The following is a 14,493-nucleotide window of genomic DNA, read 5'->3' on the forward strand; positions in this document are numbered from 1 at the left end:
TCCGCGACTACTCGGGCGCTGATCTGCCGTGCACGGTCGAGCGCACCGCAGGACACCGCTGCATCGTCGGGGCTTAGTTCCGCCAGCGCCCAACGCGTTCCACGACCGCGTCCGATCCTCTGTACCAATCCGAGTTCCCCGAGCTGGTGGAGGACTCGCAGCGCGCCGTAGGTCTGGTCCCCGGGGGCTAGGTCGAGTTCGCTGGCGATGCGGGAGGTTGTGGGGGAGGGGAGGGTGGTGAGGAGGGTCCACACGCGGCGGCAGTGATGGCCGACCTGTGCCCAGAGTGGGTGGGTGAGGGTGGGGACTGTGGGGCTTGTGACGTCATGGGCCACCTTCCCCCGGTAAATACGCGCTGGGATTGCGAGGCTGTAAAGATTGGCATGGCGGGGATTGCTTTCAGGCCAGCGCCCGGCGAGTACGAGCAGCCCGCGACGAACGAGCTCCTGGAGCGTCCTCGTTGCAGTCCCGTCCGACAGGTGCAGCCAGGTCGACAGGTCGCGGCGGGCTACTGGTCGGGCAGTGATGCCATGCCCGTCTCGGTACCGCTGGTGGATAACGACCGCAGCAGCAGCCGAGAGATCGGCTTCTGGCCACCAACTGATTTCTTCCAGCGCCGCGTTGATAACGGCCTGCTCGACAGCGGGGATCGCAGGCCGGTGTGACCGGGCACGCCGCACGACGGACTCCCAATGCCGCCGGCAGGACTCCCACCGCATAGGGCCACGACCCCCGGCTTTGCGATGAGAGTCGACGTCTCTGTCCCTGAACTTGGCGAAGGCCGGCATACGTTCGTACCACCAGCGGGCAGCAGCGAAGGATCGGACGCCATGCCGCCACAAAAGCCAGGCTGCTTCGGTGGCCGCCAGCGAGCGGTCCGCGGGGTTCGTCGCATTGAGCAGCCTCCAGTCGGCTGGTGACATCCGTTGCCGAGCGCGCCAAGCCCGAGGTGATTCCCATTGCAGACCGTGGCTTTCGATGTCCTCGGCGGAAAATGGGAGCGACGGCTCGACGGTGCCACTATCGACGGCTGGCGCGGTTGGAATCGCTGCGACGGCATCCGCGGCTCGCTTGGCTGCTGCGATAGCAGTGATCTCGGCCAGGGTGTACTCGTCGACGACTGTGCAGTGCGCGTGGCCTTTGAGCGAAGCACTACCTGGCAGACGGATGGGTTTACGACCACGAACGTCGATGGCTGCACCGACAGACAGATAGGGACCATGATGGCTGCGAAGTTCGGCGATGACCTCGATCAGCCGGGCATGGGCGAGTCGAGTTGGAACAGTGAGAGCCACGTGCAGACAGTTAGGCCGGCCAGACATCGCGCAATGGGCGATGCCTGCTCCGACGTCTGCTGCTACATCGCGGATCGTCGGCCACACCTCGTCGGCACACTCATCAATGTCCAGGACCAACAGATCGGCTCTGAGCGGCGCGACGACTGCCCAGATCGCTCGACCGGAACCTGCTCGCTCGGCTTCAGCCATGAGGTCGACGGCATCGCCTGAATTGACCTTGACCGGCTCGTTTGCACGGTCAGTCGGGGCGAGTGCGTAAGCAATCACCCCTGGATCAAGCAAGATCCTGAATAACTCGGCCCACCGCGTCTCATAAGACGACGCGTCGACCGACACGCTTATGTCAGAAGTAGCCCCGTACCGTGGGTACGCGCTATCCTGAGTGCAGTCCGGCAAAGACTGAACCCTTTCAATTTGGGTGGAGAAATTCTTCCCAGGTTGATCCCGAGCCAAGTTGGCGCTTGGCCTCTACGACGAACTCCCTGGTGTGGCAGCTAGGGAGTTTTCGTCTATCTAGGGAAGCTCTCCTCGTTGAAGTTGTCTGAGTAGCTCTTCTCAGCCTGCTTGCTTGAGTGGGACCTCCAAGATCGCGAGTTGTTCTCCTGCTCCCGCTGCGACGTCGCGAGCGATGAGCTGCTGGATGTAGTCATTGAGGTTCAGCCCTTGTGCACCGGCACGTTCTGTGGCGGCGTCCTTCAAAGGACCTGGTACGAGCGCTTTCACGACCTCCCGCGGCCCCTTCGACGGGCGACCGGGGCGCCGCGGAGATGCTGAGGATTCACCCATGCCACCAATTATGCGTACCAGAAATCTGTGCGCGTGCAGACACGCCGAGGTGGCGCGATCTGTTTGTGATCATACCCAGCCTAACTCGCCCAAAAATTGCGTCGTTCACTTGCGCCTACGGCGTGCCGCAGCTCTCGCTTCGAGCACCTGCCTGCGAGTTGCGAGGGTGACCTCCCAGGCCGCATACACATCGGCTGGCGTAGATGCGTAGACCGAGGCCATCCCGTCCGCCAGAGGAGCCGGCAGCTCCCGACGCTGACCGCGTTCGACAACCCCGAGCACGGTGCGTGAAACCCCTAAAGCGACAGCAGCAGCCGTCTGCGACAGACCTGCTCGTACCCGTAGGTCCACCAGTGACGGGTCTCCGACCGCCGACGGCGTGAACTCGGCGACTTCGACCTCGAGTACGTCTGCGACTTTCGCCAGAGACCCCGGACTGGGCACCGTGACGTTATTGAGCCAGGCGGAGACCGTCTGGCGCGCAACGCCAATCAACTCCGCCAGCTCGTCGGTCGAGACGCCTGCGCGAGTCATGGTCCGACGGAGAGCGGCGGCAGAGAATCCATGCACGCCAGCGCGGGGCATGTGAGCACCTCTCTCGGTCGGATCAATGCCCACGGATTGCGGAGCATTACCGCAATCTTCCCGCTTGTTGACATCTCGCCCAACCACGACCAAACGAAAACACGCGCCCATTAATTGCGCAAGCGGCGCGGGTGGCTTACCATCGCAGCATGTGGAAACACGCCGTAGCAGTGGTCGGGGTCAGTGTTACGATCAGCTCCCTCGGCGCCGCGATGGGGCTGGGTTACGCACGGACCACCACGCTGGCGTTCACCGCCGCCGGCAACAACTTCGAACTCGCCATCGCCGTCGCGATCGCGACCTATGGTGCGACCTCCGGCCAGGCTCTCGCCGGTGTCATCGGGCCACTGATCGAGGTCCCGGTTCTCGTCGCCCTCGTCTATGTGTCCCTGGCATTGCGGAAACGCTTCACAACTCCCACTGCTTCTAGCCTAGATGTGTCGAAGGAGCCTGCTCGCGATGTCTGAGAATGCGTTGGACGAACACCTACGTCGCGGTGAACACCGCGAGCAGCCCGAACTGTTGATGCCTCATACCGTGTTGGCCCGTACCGCCGCCGACTTGGCCGCCAAGTACGAAGGGGTGGTGTCTCGCCAGACGGTAGAACGCTGTGTCTTCGAGTCCTACACCGTGTTACGGCGTACCTCCCGGGTGCATACGCATCTGACGACCTTGGCGGGCCGGTTCGCGGCTGATCGGTTACGCGCCCTCGCCCAGGCTGAGGGCGCGGTGCCCAAGGATGTGCCCGAGGTTCTCTTCATCTGCGTGCAGAACGCCGGCCGCTCGCAGATGGCCGCAGGATTGTTGACCCATCACGCCGCTGGGCGGGTACACGTGCGCTCAGCCGGGTCAACACCCGCGCACTCGATCAACCCGACCGTCGTCGAAGCAATGAGCGAGATCGGCGTCGACTTGGGTACGCAGTACCCCAAACCGCTAACCGACGATGTGGTCGCCGCCGCCGACGTGGTCGTAGCGATGGGTTGCGGCGACGCGTGTCCGATCTATCCCGGTAAGCGGTATCTCGACTGGACGGTCTCCGATCCTGAAGGCCGTCCACTAGGCGAGGTTCGCGCCATCCGCGATGACCTTGATGCCCGGGTTCGCGAGCTCCTTGCCGAGCTCACGGCCGACCGTGTGTGACTTTCCGAGCTTTCCTCCACAGCTGAAAGGGCCTGTGTTTCATGTCTTCCTCTCGACCTAGCGTGCTGTTCGTGTGCGTCCACAATGCTGGCCGCTCACAGATGGCCGCGGGGTTCCTCACCGCTCTGAGCCAGGGCAGTGTCGAGGTCCGCTCCGCCGGATCTGCTCCCGCCGACTCAATCAATCCCGCCGCTGTCGCGGCGATGGCCGAAGTCGGTATCGACATCTCCGCGCAGTCACCGAAGATCCTCACCCCCGACACGGTCGAATCCTCCGACGTGGTGATCACCATGGGCTGTGGCGATGCATGTCCAGTATTCCCCGGCGTCAGGTACCGCGACTGGGCCCTCGACGACCCAGCCGGCCAAGGCATTGACGCGGTCCGCCCGATCCGCGATCAGATCCGCGGACTCGTCGAGGACCTCCTCGACGAACTCGTACCCGCCGACCAGCAGGTCGGCCGGTGAGCACGACACCGCAGGTGCTGTTCGTGTGCGTGTCCAATCGCGGCAAATCGGTGATGGCCGAACATCTCACACCGACAGTCACCGCCCGGATCACCCCATCCTCGGCCGGCACCAGCGCGAAAATCGGCGGCCAGGTCAACGACCTGTCCGCCCAGGCGCTCGCCGAAGTCGGCGCCACCGTGGACGGACATCAGCCGCGCCAACTCACCGACGAACTGATGCAAACTGCAGATCTCGTCGTGGTGGTCGGCACCGCCGACGTCACCCCACCCGACGGCGTCGCCCTCGAAGTGTGGAACACCGACGAACCCTCCGAACGGGGCATCGACGGCATCGAACGGATGCGACTAATCCGCGACGACATCACCAACCGGATCCGCGCCCTCGCCGACCGCATCGCGCGGTAGGCGAGAGCGCAAGCCACGACCCCTCAGCAGCAAGCAGTGCGCACCTCAGCCGGTTCGGCGGCGCTGCCACCGCAGCACACCGAACCCTGCTCGACGTCATCGTTGGCGTTCTGCTCCAACAGTTTCGGGCTGGTCCCGAACGTGTCGGAGTCGGCGAGCACGGTGTAGACCTCCCACTTCTCGTTCGCCGGTCCGGTCACCCAGACCTTGTCCTGGGTTGCGAAACAGCAGGTGGAGTTGATCTCCTCCTGGGTGAACAGGCCCTCCCCGGACAGCCTGGCGATCTCGGCGTGCACCTTCTCGCTCGATTCGACCTCGACGCCGAGGTGGTTGATCGTGCCGCCCTGGCCGGGGTTCTCTAGCAGCACCAGTTTCAGGGGCGGCTCGACGATCGCGAAGTTGGCGTATCCCGGCTTGCGTTTGGCCGGGGTGGTGTTGAACAGCTTGGAGTAGAACTCGATCGCGGTATCGAGATCATCGACGTTGAGCGCGAGCTGCATACGGGACATGACCATCACCTTCACCTGTGAGACATATATCGAACTACTGACACATGCAGGGTGCCACCTTTTCGACATATGTCAAGTAGGGGCGTACGATCTGGTCATGCCGAAGCCCTTGCCGATGGTCGACATCAGCGCCCCGATCTGCTGCGCACCGGTATCGGCGGCACCGCTCGATGACGACACCGCGCTGCAGATCGCGTTGCGGCTCAAGGCGCTTGCCGATCCCGTTCGGATCAAGCTCGTCTCAATCCTGCTTACCGACACCGGTGACGGGACCTGCACCTGCGACCTCGCGACCGCGGTCGGCCTCACCGAAGCCACCACCAGTCACCACCTGGGGCAGCTCCGCAAAGCCGGCATGGTCACCCCCGAGCGCCGCGGCATGAACGTCTACTACCGAGCGCAACCGGACTCGTTGGAAGCACTACGCAACGTTCTCAGCGCTACGACGGGTTGCTGTTGAACGGCGACGGCACGAACTGAGCGAGCCTTATCCGGGTGTCCTTTTGGCAGGCCAACTCCGGTGTCTTTCAGCAGGTCAGCGAGCATGGCGAGCAATCCAGCTCGGCTGGTGGCGGGCAGATCGGATCGGTGATCACGGCGTGGCCGGCGCCAGCGAGGGCGGTGATGCGGGCGGCGACGCTGACCGCGTGCCCGAACAGGTCTCCGTCGCGGACGACTGCGCTGCCGTAGTGGATCGATCCCGGCGCGTAGGGCGATGAATCCGTCTTGACCGGCGGCCGCGGCCGCGGGGGCGGTGATCGTGGCGAGGATCACTTGGGGGGCGTCGGCGGTGAGCATCACCGCATCGCCGATGGCCTTGACCAGCCGCGTGCCCGGTCGTAGAGCCTGCCTGCCAGGTCTGAGAGGCCAACCGTATGGCCAGTTCTGCGGCTTCCTGGTCGCCGCAGAACTCGGTGAACACGCTGTATCCGGCGAGGTCGACGAACGCCACCGCGACGTCACGCTGCTCGAGCTCGGCGAGCTCGTCCGAGGGAGGGCCATGGTGATGCCCGTGCAGTGGTGGCGTGGTCATCGGTCACCGGCACGGCGGGCACGGAACCGGGCGAGCGCAGGGTTCTCGCGGACCGTGATGTCGGTCAGAGGCAAAGACGTCAGGCGCAGGCGGAGTTCGCCACGGGGGATGAACCGGTGCGGTGCCCCTTCGAGGTTGTGCAGCAGCCGCGCCGGTGCGCTGCCGAGCAGGTCGTAGCCGACCAGCATTCCGCCGGGCGCGAGCACTCGGGCGGCCTCGGCGAGTGCGCGTTCCCAGTCGATGACGTGGTGCAACATGATGAACGAGACGACGGTGTCGAAGCTTCCGTCCTCGAACGGCAGGGCTGTGGCGTCGGCGACCTGGGCGTGAGCGCGGGCCCCGAAACCCTGCAGCCGATCGCTGGCGGCGGCGACCATGACCGGGTCGAAGTCGGTGACGGTCACATCCACGAGTTCGTCGGGGTTGGTGGTGAGGATCTGTTCGGTCATCGCGCCGGCGCCGCCACCGATTTCAAGGACCCGGCCTCGGGGATGGATGCCTTGCAGCGCCCACGGGAGTACCCACCTGCCGGTGGCCGCCTGCCACGGTGCGCTGCGGCAGAACAGAGACTCGATCGTCGACATCGACGGCATACCAACAGCTCCCACCATCTCGCCCGGCCGCGCCTGCTGCCACTTCTTCGTGATGATTCGATTACAGCACACAATGCCGCTATCATCGTCATATGACGATGAATGAGTGCTCGGTGGCGACTAGGGCGGACCTCGATCCCGCGGTGGCGTTGTTCCACAGCCTCTCCGATGGGACCCGTCTGGCAATCGCAACCCGCCTCGCGCACGGTGGCGAGGCCCGGGTGGCGGATCTGATGGCGGAGCTGGGGTTGGCGCAATCGACGGTCTCCGCGCACGTGGCGTGCTTACGGGACTGTGGGCTCGTCGAAGGCCGCCCGCAGGGGCGGCAGGTGTTCTACAGCCTGGCCCGACCGGAGCTGATGGACGTGCTCGCCGCCGCCGAAACCCTCCTGGCAGCGACCGGAAACGCGGTTGTGTTGTGCCCGAACTACGGCACCGACGCCACCACCTCCTGCTGCACAACGGGCGACACGAAGGCGGGGGTGCGGCGATGAGCGACGCATGCGGATGCGGGCACGACGAACCGGCCAGTGAGGACGAGCAGGCTCCGGAGCACTGGTGGCAGGTGCGGGAGCTGCAGGCTGCCGCCGCGGCCGCGGTGTTCCTGCTCGCCGCGTACATCACCAGCTGGTCCGGCGGCCCCGAACCGGTCGCGCTCGCCCTGGAGTGGGTGGCGGTGCTGATCGGGGCGTGGACATTCGTCCCCTCGACCCTGAGCCGGTTGGCGAAGGGCAAAATTGGCGTCGGCACCCTGATGACGATTGCTGCGGTCGGCGCGGTGATCCTCGGCGAGGTCGGCGAAGCCGCGATGCTCGCTGTGCTGTTCTCCATCAGCGAAGGCCTTGAGGAGTACGCCGTCGCCCGCACCCGCCGCGGGCTGCGGGCGCTACTAAATCTGGTCCCGGACTCCGCGACCGTGCTCCGCGACGGCACCCCGGTCACCGTCTCCCCGGCGGAATTGGCCGTCGGGGACCAGATGTTGGTCAAACCCGGCGAGCGGATCGCCACCGACGGCACCATCACCGAAGGCCGCACCGCACTGGATGTTTCGGCGATCACCGGCGAATCCGTGCCTGTCGAAGCCGGACCCGGCACGCAGGTCTACGCCGGGTCGATCAACAGCACCGGCGCCCTGAGCGTGCATGTCACCAGCACGGCGGAGAACAACTCGCTGGCCAAGATCGTGCAGATCGTCGAGGCCGAACAGGCCCGCAAGGGCGACGCGCAACGCCTCGCCGACCGGATCGCCAAGCCCCTGGTACCGGCGATCATGATCTTCGCCGCCGCCATTGCGATCCTCGGCTCCCTGCTCGGTGACCCGGCCACGTGGATCGAACGGGCCCTGGTCGTGCTCGTCGCCGCGTCGCCGTGTGCGCTGGCGATCTCTGTGCCGGTGACCGTGGTCGCGGCGATCGGCGCCGCCAGCAAGATCGGCGTCCTGGTCAAAGGAGGTGCCGCCCTCGAAGCCCTCGGCCGGGTCCGCACCGTCGCCCTCGACAAGACCGGCACTCTGACCGCGAACCGGCCCACCGTCGTCGACATCGCCACCACCCCCACCGACACCGCTGCTCCTAGCACCGGGAGCAGCCTGGGCGACCGCACTCCGGGCCAGGAGCGGGTGCTCGCCGTCGCCGCGGCGCTGGAAGCGCACAGCGAACACCCGCTCGCCCGCGCGATCCTCGCCGCCCACGGCGAGACCACCGCCGCGCGCGATGTGCAGGCTGTTCCCGGGGCCGGCCTGACCGGCCTCGTCGACGGACGGCCCGCGCGGCTGGGCCGTCCCGACTGGATCGAGCCCGGCCCGCTCGATGAGCGGGTCGCGGCCATGCAGGCCGACGGCGCCACCGCCGTCCTGATCGAACACGACGGTCAGGTCATCGGCGCGGTCGCCGTCCGTGACGAGCTTCGCCCCGAAGCCGGCGCGGTAATCGAGCACCTGCACCGCATCGGCGCCACGGTCGCGATGCTCACCGGCGACAACACCGCCACCGCCAACGCGCTGGCGAAGATCGCCGGCATCGACGACGTACACGCCGACCTCCGCCCCGAAGACAAGGCCCGCATCATCGGCGACCTCCGAACGAACTCGTTCACCGCGATGGTCGGCGACGGCATCAACGACGCTCCCGCCCTGGCCACCGCCGACCTCGGCATCGCCATGGGCGCAATGGGATCGGACGTAGCGATCGAAACCGCCGACGTCGCCCTCATGGGCGAAGACCTCCGCACCCTCCCGCAGGCACTCGATCACGCCCGCCGCGCCCGGAAGATCATGCTGCAGAACGTCGGCCTGTCCCTCGCCCTGATCGCGATCCTCATCCCTCTCGCGCTGTTCGGGATACTCGGCCTCGCCGCCGTCGTCGCCGTCCACGAACTCGCCGAGATCGTCGTCATCGCCAACGGAGTCCGCGCCGGCCGGGTCAAAGCGCTAGCCCGGGCGAGGACCGGAACTGGCCAGCGGACTCCGTCCGTAGTGACGGTCGGGCAGTGATCACCGCGGTTCCGGTGGCGCACCGCCGCGTACGCCTCACACGGCGGTGCGGGCTGCTGGCCGTCGCTGTCGGACTCGCGGCCACCGATCTGGCCGTCAAGGCATGGGCCACAAGCGCGCTCGCGGACGGCGCAGTCATCGGAACGGGGCCGGTGCAGCTGCGGCTGGCATTCAATCCGGGCGCGGCGTTTTCGATCGCCGCCGATGCCCCGGCATGGGTGCTGCCCACAGTCACCGGAATCATCACCTTCATCGTCGCGGTCACCTCCTGGCGGATGGCGCCAGGCACCGGGCACCTCGGGCGGCTGGGGTTAGCAGCGATCCTCGGCGGGGCAAGCGCCAATCTCATCGATCGGTTCCCCGACGGAGTGGTCACTGACTATCTCCACACCGGTTGGTGGCCAACGTTCAACCTCGCTGACACATTCATCGTCGGCGGCGCTGCCATCTTGATCACCCTCACCGCATTCAGGAGTCCCGACGAACGAGCGCAGCATTCACCCGAGCGCTGAACCCCCCCCCCCCCCCCCCCGATCCGGCGCAGGGCCCGGCTGGCCGCGCTGGTCACTGCCCGGCTCACCGTCTGCCCGGAGTCTCGATGGTCCGCTCCCAGAGGAAACGCCAGAGACTCCTCGCTGCCGGATACAGAATCTGATCCGCTTGTAGCGCGCACCCATGAAGACTGAGAACAGACATCAGGTTCATACATTCCGGGCGCTACCCCGAAGGCAACCCCCGGCCTGATGAGACCGATCCTCATTCCCGCCGACATCGCCTCTACGTTGAACGTATGACCAGACCAACCAAGTTCGCGTGGGCGTTCTTCGTAACCATTATCGTCGGTATCGGAGTCGCCGTCCTCGTCGATCAGGACACTTCCACACCCGCCCCGTCCGATACCGCCGCGGTGTCTGATCTGGTGACCCGGCCCGACAGTCATCGGCTGACGTCGCCTGCGCAGAGCCGGGCGCAATTCGTCGAGTTCCTGGACTTCGAGTGCGAAGCCTGCGGAGCCATCTACCCGGTCATCGAGGATCTGCGGCGAACCTACGGCGACCGCGTTACGTTCGTCGTCCGCTACTTTCCGATGCCCGGACACTTCAACGCCGAACGTGCTGCTCGCGCGGTCGAAGCCGCCGCCCAGCAGGGGCGGTTCGAGCAGATGTACCAGCGCATGTTCACCACCCAAACCCATTGGGGCGAACAGCAAGTCCCCGCTGACGACCTGTTCCGTAGCTTCGCCGTCGACCTCGATCTCGATATGGCGGCCTTCGACACGGTCTACAACAGCCCGGCCACGCTCGAACGGATCCGCGCCGACGTCGCTGACGGTCTGGCTCTCGGGGTCCAAGGCACCCCCACATTCTTCCTCGACGAGAATCGGCTACAACCGAACACGATCGACGACCTCACCGCGGCGGTGCGTGCAGCGGCGTCTGAATGATCTCAGGGGCTAGGCGGCAGCCTCCGCGATGGGCGGGCCGGCGCCCCTCGGAGTCCATTCTCGGCCATCACGGATGAGTGCCCACACAACATCAATCAACCGTCTGGCCAGCGAGATGAGCGCATGCACGTGAGAGCGGTTCTCGCGTCGTTTGCGCTGGTAGAACTCCCGTGATGGTCCGTCGCGTTGCGAGCTGTTGAGTGCGGCCATGTAGAACACCTTCCGCAGACCCCGGTGGTAGCGCTGCGGTCTACGCAATGTGCCCCGCCGGTTACCTGAATCATGCGGGACGGGAGCAAGACCGGCGTAGGCAGCCAGTTTGGCAGCCGAGCCGAACGACGTGAGGTCGCCACCAGTGAACGCGATGAGTTCGGCACCACTTCGGGTGCCGATACCGGGTACGGATTCAAGAATCCGGGCGTGGCGGTCTCGGCGGAACACCTCGGCGATCTGTTTATCCAGGTAGGTGATCTGGCGAGTGAGCGCCATCAGCGAGGTAGCCGCCTGCTGCACCAGCAATGCCGTGGTCGCCTCACCAGGCAGAGCGACGGTCTGCGCGGCCGCGGCGGCACGCGCCTTGCTGATCATCTTCGGGATGGTCGGCCGGCGGACTCCTTGACCGCGTAGGTGGTCGTAAATCTCCTCGTCGGAGACCCCATCAATCGCCGACGGTGTGGTGAAGCGGGTGACGAACGCCAAACCAGTCAACGTCGAGTAGTCGAAGCACCGTTCGAGACCGGGGAAGATGCGGGTCAGCAGGCCGCGCAGTCGATTGATGCCTCGTGTGCGTTCGGTGACCAAGTCGCGGCGATGCCCGGTCAACAGGTCGAGTTCGATCGCGACGTCATCAGGGACCGCGACCGTCGCGAGATCACCACGCAGGCGCGCGGTCTGGGCGATCACCACCGCGTCGCGGGCGTCGGTTTTGCCTTCGCCGGCGAAAGCGCCGGTCATGCTGTGCACAACGCGACCAGGTACATAGCGAATGTGTTGGCCGCGGCGGGACCACACCCCTCGGAGGAGGGCCGATTCCGGCGCGGTCATGTCGATCGCCCACACCACCGATTCGACACGGCACGCCTGGTCCACAATCGCTTCGATGGCCGCCTGATCGTTCGGTACCCGACGTGACCACAGCACCGTCCCCGCGTCGTCCACAGCGGCGGCGTGGTGTGCGTGACGGCCGACATCGATTCCTACCCAGATTGTTTCGACCACATGAACCTCTCTGCTCGAACCTGTTGACCTCGTCAGGGGTTGTTTCGCCGGCGCACCTTTACACAGCGACAAGTTCGCGAACACTTCTCAATCAGCGGCCGAAACGACCCGTCACGGTCCGGGGTGGCCTTCCACGCCGAGCCACCGAGGGCACACAGGTGATTGTCGAGCCACGCCCCGAACCGCGGACGAGCGTCCGAGGCGACCGCCCCGGACGTACTCCAACGTAAAGGTGATTGTGCGGGAGCGACGCGGGCCGCGGTAGGGCTCGGTGTCGCGGCAGCACAACGTCGTCTTTGAAAGTGGGCGCATCTCGTGGCGCTCACGCCCTCGTGGTGGGTGCGGCGGCGGATGCCGAGTCGATCAGTACTGACGTAGAAGCCACGGCGGGTGGCCTCGAAGCTCAGTGCGGATACCTGGCCTACCCAGACTCCGATGAGATCGTGACACCGGACGGCAAAGGTCGCTTTAATTCGTTTCAGAATGGCTCATTTACCCCACAACTGGCGCACATCCTGTCAACGAACCTATTATGGACATTTGGGCGGATGCTGGATATGAAGCCGGAAAGTGGGGTTAGCCCATCACCGCACCGGTCATCGACCGCATCAACAACAAGGTCTTTAGGGTCCTCTCCGAAATGCTCGGCCATCAGAGGTAGCGCGGTGGATCGACCGTAGGGTCGTCGTCGATGGTGTCGACGTGTGGGTCGGCGAGAATGTTGGTAACCGCAAGGGAGCTGGCACCGAAGGTGGCGAAGTGCGGGTTGACGTCTCTGACGACACTCCGTGCACGGTCCGCCGGCCAAACGAACGCCGGGATCGGCCAAGAAGACCCGAACGGCCCGCGGCGTGGTTGTCGTCCCACGCGGCCAGATCAGCCTCGCCTCGCACAGGTAGTACCGACGGACGCTATGCCGCCGCTGCTCGTTATTGATGTTGATCCTCACGGCACCGGTTCGCCCGCACAGGGTCTCGACATGACTGACCAACGGCCCTCGTGAATTAACCCCTGGCTCAGTGGGTGACCGGTAGTAGCACTCGTCGCGAGTGGTGGTGTGCTGCATTCGAGCGAAGTTCTGTACACCGCGAGAAGCGCCTGAGACAGTGAGCGGGTGAGCCCGTCGTGAACTCGCCCCGGCCGTGCATGGTCGGAAGAACGTGCTGAGCGTCGACGAACTCCAGCCAGGCGGGGGCGCCTAGGTGTCTGCGTTGCCGTTCTTCCATTGTGGCCACGGGATGTTCCAATCGCCGAGTCCATCAACTCCCGGCAGTGTGTCGGCGTTGGTGTTCTTGACCGTGACGGGGTCACCGCGCAGGGTGTTCTTCACGAGCCATTCCGCGTCAGTGGGACTCAGGTTTGGGCAACCGTTGCTGACGTTGCTGCTGCCTTGCGCCGACATCGACCACGGTGCGCCGTGCATGTAAATGCCGCTGTAGGACATTTGCACCGCCCATTGAACGGGTGTGCGGTATCCCGCTGCGGACTCGACAGGCACTCCGTAGGTGGACGAGTCCATGATGATGTGCTCGACGCGATCTCCGATCATGTAGATACCGCGGGGCGTCGGAGTGCTGTCTTTGCCGAACGAGGTCGGCATCGTGCGGATGACCTTGCCGTCTCGTTTGACGACTATCGTTTTGGTGTTGTCGTCGGCAACGATTTCCTGAGCTCGGCCAATCGTGAAGTCGTAGGACAAGTTCTCGTCGCCGTAGAGCCCGTCGCCGAGGTCGACTCCGTAAATGTTGACGGCGACACTGACTTTGGTGCCCGGCGTCCAGAAGCGTTCGGGCCTCCACCGGACTTCGGAGTCGCTGATCCAATAGAACGCACCCCGCATCTGGGGGTCAGACGACACGGTGATCGCCGCCTGTGCCTTCTTTCGGTCGGGGATGGGATCGGCGAACCGCACCCCGACTGTGTGGGCGATCCCGACGGTTTTCTCGCCGAGGATGGCAGCGCTGGTCAGTGACTCCGGTGAGGTCGTGGTGAAGCGCTGCGAGACGACCGATCGACCGCCCACGCCCACGGCCTCGGCTTGAACGGAATACCGCTTCGAATATCCCAGGGGTTGGGTGCTTGTCCACGTTGAGCCGTCCTCGCTCAGTGAGCCCGCCAAGGGACGGCCGCTGGCTGTGGGGATACGGACGTTTGTCAACGCGCCGCGGCTGGCCGTGACAACAATAGGAAGCCCAGGTTCGACAACCGCGTTGGGCGCGAGTCGACCGCCACCTTCGGTGGCCACAGCAATGGAAGGCTGTGCGATGTCGGCGAAGTTGTCAACGGCCTGAATCTCGTTGCTGTAGGCGGCGCCTCCGGTTGAGCTGCACGAGGTCAATAACATCACCACAGCCGTCAGGGCTGCGAGCATCAGCAGTCGCGGAATACCTGCCCGGACCGACCCGCGGCATCCACGAGCGCTCGAGCACTGCGGCTGCGCACCGTAAGCCGCCAAGAGATCACGTGGCTCTTCGATAGCTCGAGTCCTTCTTACGCGGCCCATCGATTGTGGCGAACCC

General features: G+C 65.2%; 15 protein-coding genes and 2 pseudogenes. 12 read left to right on the top strand and 5 right to left on the bottom strand.

Annotated features, from left to right (window positions below; translation table 11 throughout):
• The first annotated feature begins 479 nt into the window (after window positions 1-479).
• Both GOAMI_RS23105 and GOAMI_RS23110 read left to right on the top strand, forming a co-directional pair.
• Window positions 480-665 carry a hypothetical protein gene (locus GOAMI_RS23105; protein ID WP_157228348.1) on the top strand — a complete coding sequence of 62 codons (186 nt, stop codon included), beginning with the start codon at window positions 480-482 and terminating at the stop codon, window positions 663-665.
• Between the two features lie 303 nt (window positions 666-968).
• Window positions 969-1,508: a hypothetical protein gene (locus GOAMI_RS23110; RefSeq protein WP_157228349.1), complete on the top strand. Its 540-nt coding sequence runs from the start codon at window positions 969-971 to the stop codon at window positions 1,506-1,508.
• Between the two features lie 681 nt (window positions 1,509-2,189).
• On the opposite strand, the gene GOAMI_RS19585 is transcribed toward GOAMI_RS23110, so the two are convergent.
• Entirely contained in the window at window positions 2,190-2,780 is a 591-nt protein-coding gene (locus GOAMI_RS19585) for a helix-turn-helix transcriptional regulator (RefSeq protein ID WP_310649855.1), read from the bottom strand.
• 89 nt (window positions 2,781-2,869) lie between these two features.
• On the opposite strand from GOAMI_RS19585, the pseudogene GOAMI_RS19590 reads away from it, so the two are divergent.
• From GOAMI_RS19590 to GOAMI_RS19605, 4 genes and pseudogenes are all read left to right on the top strand, one after another.
• Window positions 2,870-3,136 (top strand): annotated as a pseudogene (locus GOAMI_RS19590) (arsenic resistance protein); the annotation flags it as partial.
• Entirely contained in the window at window positions 3,129-3,812 is a 684-nt protein-coding gene (locus GOAMI_RS19595) for an arsenate reductase ArsC (protein WP_006360545.1), read from the top strand. The pseudogene GOAMI_RS19590 and the gene GOAMI_RS19595, both read left to right, overlap by 8 nt.
• A gap of 41 nt (window positions 3,813-3,853) precedes the next feature.
• Complete coding sequence (locus tag GOAMI_RS19600; RefSeq protein ID WP_006360546.1) at window positions 3,854-4,279, top strand: arsenate reductase ArsC; 426 nt, start codon at window positions 3,854-3,856, stop codon at window positions 4,277-4,279.
• Window positions 4,276-4,686 (top strand): arsenate-mycothiol transferase ArsC, encoded by a 411-nt coding sequence (locus GOAMI_RS19605; protein ID WP_006368838.1) that lies wholly within the window; start codon window positions 4,276-4,278, stop codon window positions 4,684-4,686. The genes GOAMI_RS19600 and GOAMI_RS19605 overlap by 4 nt, the downstream gene beginning before the upstream one ends.
• Window positions 4,687-4,709: 23 nt before the next feature.
• Here GOAMI_RS19605 and GOAMI_RS19610 read toward each other — a convergent pair whose 3' ends face one another.
• On the bottom strand, window positions 4,710-5,195 hold the full coding sequence (locus GOAMI_RS19610; RefSeq protein WP_010844638.1) for an ArsI/CadI family heavy metal resistance metalloenzyme: 486 nt from the start codon (window positions 5,193-5,195) through the stop codon (window positions 4,710-4,712).
• Between the two features lie 97 nt (window positions 5,196-5,292).
• On the opposite strand from GOAMI_RS19610, the gene GOAMI_RS19615 reads away from it, so the two are divergent.
• Window positions 5,293-5,655, top strand: coding sequence for an Rv2640c family ArsR-like transcriptional regulator (locus GOAMI_RS19615; RefSeq protein WP_005193682.1), 363 nt, complete (start codon window positions 5,293-5,295; stop codon window positions 5,653-5,655).
• Between the two features lie 569 nt (window positions 5,656-6,224).
• Here the strand turns inward: GOAMI_RS19615 and GOAMI_RS19620 are convergent.
• Window positions 6,225-6,821 carry a class I SAM-dependent methyltransferase gene (locus tag GOAMI_RS19620; protein ID WP_005193680.1) on the bottom strand — a complete coding sequence of 199 codons (597 nt, stop codon included), beginning with the start codon at window positions 6,819-6,821 and terminating at the stop codon, window positions 6,225-6,227.
• A 92-nt stretch (window positions 6,822-6,913) separates the two neighbouring features.
• Here GOAMI_RS19620 and GOAMI_RS19625 point away from each other — a divergent pair, with 92 nt between their 5' ends.
• From GOAMI_RS19625 to GOAMI_RS19640, 4 genes are all read left to right on the top strand, one after another.
• On the top strand, window positions 6,914-7,315 hold the full coding sequence (locus GOAMI_RS19625; RefSeq protein WP_039879766.1) for an ArsR/SmtB family transcription factor: 402 nt from the start codon (window positions 6,914-6,916) through the stop codon (window positions 7,313-7,315).
• A complete protein-coding gene (locus GOAMI_RS19630; RefSeq protein ID WP_006438333.1) occupies window positions 7,312-9,312 on the top strand; it encodes a heavy metal translocating P-type ATPase in 2,001 nt (666 codons plus the stop codon). Before GOAMI_RS19625 ends, GOAMI_RS19630 begins: the two co-directional genes overlap by 4 nt.
• Window positions 9,309-9,824: a signal peptidase II gene (locus tag GOAMI_RS19635; protein ID WP_005193672.1), complete on the top strand. Its 516-nt coding sequence runs from the start codon at window positions 9,309-9,311 to the stop codon at window positions 9,822-9,824. Before GOAMI_RS19630 ends, GOAMI_RS19635 begins: the two co-directional genes overlap by 4 nt.
• 278 nt (window positions 9,825-10,102) lie before the next feature.
• Window positions 10,103-10,756, top strand: coding sequence for a DsbA family protein (locus GOAMI_RS19640; protein WP_005193670.1), 654 nt, complete (start codon window positions 10,103-10,105; stop codon window positions 10,754-10,756).
• A gap of 9 nt (window positions 10,757-10,765) precedes the next feature.
• Here the strand turns inward: GOAMI_RS19640 and GOAMI_RS19645 are convergent, their stop codons facing one another.
• Window positions 10,766-11,974, bottom strand: coding sequence for an IS110 family RNA-guided transposase (locus tag GOAMI_RS19645; RefSeq protein ID WP_006438334.1), 1,209 nt, complete (start codon window positions 11,972-11,974; stop codon window positions 10,766-10,768).
• 335 nt (window positions 11,975-12,309) lie between these two features.
• Between GOAMI_RS19645 and GOAMI_RS23660 the strand changes: the two are divergent.
• Window positions 12,310-12,554 (top strand): annotated as a pseudogene (locus GOAMI_RS23660) (hypothetical protein).
• Window positions 12,555-13,172: 618 nt separating this feature from the next.
• On the opposite strand, the gene GOAMI_RS19650 reads toward GOAMI_RS23660, so the two are convergent.
• A complete protein-coding gene (locus GOAMI_RS19650) occupies window positions 13,173-14,345 on the bottom strand; it encodes a L,D-transpeptidase (protein ID WP_006438336.1) in 1,173 nt (390 codons plus the stop codon).
• Window positions 14,346-14,493: the final 148 nt, after the last annotated feature.

It is taken from the genome of Gordonia amicalis NBRC 100051 = JCM 11271 (assembly GCF_000332995.1).
GTDB classification, from domain to species: domain Bacteria; phylum Actinomycetota; class Actinomycetes; order Mycobacteriales; family Mycobacteriaceae; genus Gordonia; species Gordonia amicalis.

Excerpts from the sequence above, each read along its gene's own strand:
- GOAMI_RS19585 (WP_310649855.1), bottom strand. The coding sequence starts at position 2,780 with ATGGGCGCGTGTTTTCGTTTGGTCGTGGTTGGGCGAGATGTCAACAAG.
- GOAMI_RS19595 (WP_006360545.1), top strand. The coding sequence starts at position 3,129 with ATGTCTGAGAATGCGTTGGACGAACACCTACGTCGCGGTGAACACCGC.
- GOAMI_RS19600 (WP_006360546.1), top strand. The coding sequence starts at position 3,854 with ATGTCTTCCTCTCGACCTAGCGTGCTGTTCGTGTGCGTCCACAATGCT.
- GOAMI_RS19610 (WP_010844638.1), bottom strand. The coding sequence starts at position 5,195 with ATGTCCCGTATGCAGCTCGCGCTCAACGTCGATGATCTCGATACCGCG.
- GOAMI_RS19615 (WP_005193682.1), top strand. The coding sequence starts at position 5,293 with ATGCCGAAGCCCTTGCCGATGGTCGACATCAGCGCCCCGATCTGCTGC.
- GOAMI_RS19620 (WP_005193680.1), bottom strand. The coding sequence starts at position 6,821 with ATGCCGTCGATGTCGACGATCGAGTCTCTGTTCTGCCGCAGCGCACCG.
- GOAMI_RS19625 (WP_039879766.1), top strand. The coding sequence starts at position 6,914 with ATGACGATGAATGAGTGCTCGGTGGCGACTAGGGCGGACCTCGATCCC.
- GOAMI_RS19630 (WP_006438333.1), top strand. The coding sequence starts at position 7,312 with ATGAGCGACGCATGCGGATGCGGGCACGACGAACCGGCCAGTGAGGAC.
- GOAMI_RS19640 (WP_005193670.1), top strand. The coding sequence starts at position 10,103 with ATGACCAGACCAACCAAGTTCGCGTGGGCGTTCTTCGTAACCATTATC.
- GOAMI_RS19650 (WP_006438336.1), bottom strand. The coding sequence starts at position 14,345 with ATGCTCGCAGCCCTGACGGCTGTGGTGATGTTATTGACCTCGTGCAGC.